General features: G+C 34.7%; 3 protein-coding genes. All 3 read right to left on the reverse strand.

What is annotated here, in order from left to right; genetic code table 11:
• Positions 1–119: 119 nt before the first annotated feature.
• Positions 120–422 (reverse strand): type II toxin-antitoxin system RelE/ParE family toxin, encoded by a 303-nt coding sequence (locus PGU50_RS17880; protein WP_204575979.1) that lies wholly within the window; start codon positions 420–422, stop codon positions 120–122.
• A complete protein-coding gene (locus PGU50_RS17885; RefSeq protein WP_044999282.1) occupies positions 412–672 on the reverse strand; it encodes a type II toxin-antitoxin system Phd/YefM family antitoxin in 261 nt (86 codons plus the stop codon). Before PGU50_RS17885 ends, PGU50_RS17880 begins: the two co-directional genes overlap by 11 nt.
• Before the next feature lie 215 nt (positions 673–887).
• Complete coding sequence (locus tag PGU50_RS17890) at positions 888–1,601, reverse strand: hypothetical protein (protein ID WP_270247652.1); 714 nt, start codon at positions 1,599–1,601, stop codon at positions 888–890.
• Positions 1,602–1,736: the final 135 nt, after the last annotated feature.

The following is a 1,736-nucleotide window of genomic DNA, read 5'->3' on the forward strand; positions in this document are numbered from 1 at the left end:
CAGAACTCCTCTATATGAGAACAACTTTATTCTCATATAGAGGAGTTCTGTATTGTTTCCTACTACTATTTTTCTAAAATAAATTATCGCTATTTTGCAATTACATTTTTATCATTCTGCTATAAATGACGATCTGTATCTCTCGCACTATATATCAGTCGCCTTACTTCCATAACATTCCCGATAACCACATAATTCCTCACATAAATCCGATAATATGGATACTCTCTCCTTTTTGCAGAACGATAAGGTTCAAACGCAAGAGGATTTTCCAGCCTTTTCAATATGGCACTTTCAATATCATCAACCAACCGATGTGCTGCATCTTCATTTTTCAAGACATTTGTAATGTAATTTACCGTACTTAGCAAATCAGTTTCAAATATTGGCAAGTAGCGAAGCTGATAAGATTTATTTTCCATGTATTGCACTCCTTGCATTTTTGAACACGCTTTCGTGAGAAAGTCTTTCATCGGTTCCCGCAGCCTGCCTGTCAGCTTCATCAAGCTTCATTTCGATATTATCAGTGAGGCTTGCATACTCTTCTAAACTTAAAACAACCATAGCTCCATATCCATTTTTAGTTAAATACACAGGATTTCCACTATTAACAAGAGTCTCAATTTCAGGAAATTTATTTCTGAGATCAGAAACTGGGCGAATTTGTATCATTTCCACCTCTCCTTTCACTTTTTCTATCTTTATTTTATCCTAATTTTATCACAATTGCAATAAACAGCAACACATTTCTCACAAATTCTACCATCCGCTTATACTGCATACTCATCAGTCATAACTATTTCTCTCAATATAATATTTTGCCGCTTCCTGTAAAGACATCCCTTTCTTTCTCGCTTTATCTCTCACACTGCTTACAGAGATACTTTTCATTCTACAAAGGGTTTTGTATAATAATATTCAACCGCCTCTACCCTACTCTTTTTTGTTCTCCACATGTAACCATAAACGCTGCTGACATTTATACCAAGATTGCGGCAGCAGTCACTCAAATCATGATAAATACTATCCCGGAATACAAATGTTCTGGAATCTATTTTTTGTCCTTCCTGCTTTTCAATACGATTGATATAAAATTTCAAAGCTTCTTCTCTGGATATTCCGTGCCGTTTTGCGTATGCCGACACATAAGATGCATTGCATCCAAATGCTCTGCAACATGATGTAAATGTAATATATTCCTGTCCGCAGAAATATATTTTTCTTTTATTATGATAATTCAAATAGCTGGAAAGCGCATGCCGCAGCAGAAAATGCTTTCTTTTTGCATATCGCCGGACGCAGATCGGTTTAATCTCATATGCCATGCAGCATGCGGCGAAACTGTCATAAGTCACATGGTTATATGTAAAACGATTATATTTATAATACTGATAATAATGGCTGAGCGCCTTCTCTTTTGATGATTTATTTTTCTGCATATATGCCAATAACGATTTATAATTTATATTGTAATAATCGCAGCATTCTTTTAAATCTGTCCACCTCGCTTTCTTAAAATAAAATATACCTAGTTTTTTCAAATTTCTGCAATATGCGATTGCTTCTTCAGCTGTACACTTGTGGATTCTTTTGTAAGACATAACAGATCCATATCTTACTTCATAGTATTTGCAACACTCACGAATACTCTTCCATTTTTTATTAAATGCATAGAAGATGATGCCAGGGTCAAAAGCCCCAAAATAGAACCTTGAAAATTTAATATTTTACAGTAA

The organism is Coprococcus sp. AM11-30B, from assembly GCF_027674365.1.
GTDB lineage: Bacteria > Bacillota > Clostridia > Lachnospirales > Lachnospiraceae > Allocoprococcus > Allocoprococcus comes.

What these genes read in the sequence shown, in the direction of transcription:
- PGU50_RS17890 (WP_270247652.1), bottom strand. Translation starts at nt 1,601, where the DNA reads ATGTCTTACAAAAGAATCCACAAGTGTACAGCTGAAGAAGCAATCGCA.
- PGU50_RS17880 (WP_204575979.1), bottom strand. Translation starts at nt 422, where the DNA reads ATGGAAAATAAATCTTATCAGCTTCGCTACTTGCCAATATTTGAAACT.
- PGU50_RS17885 (WP_044999282.1), bottom strand. Translation starts at nt 672, where the DNA reads ATGATACAAATTCGCCCAGTTTCTGATCTCAGAAATAAATTTCCTGAA.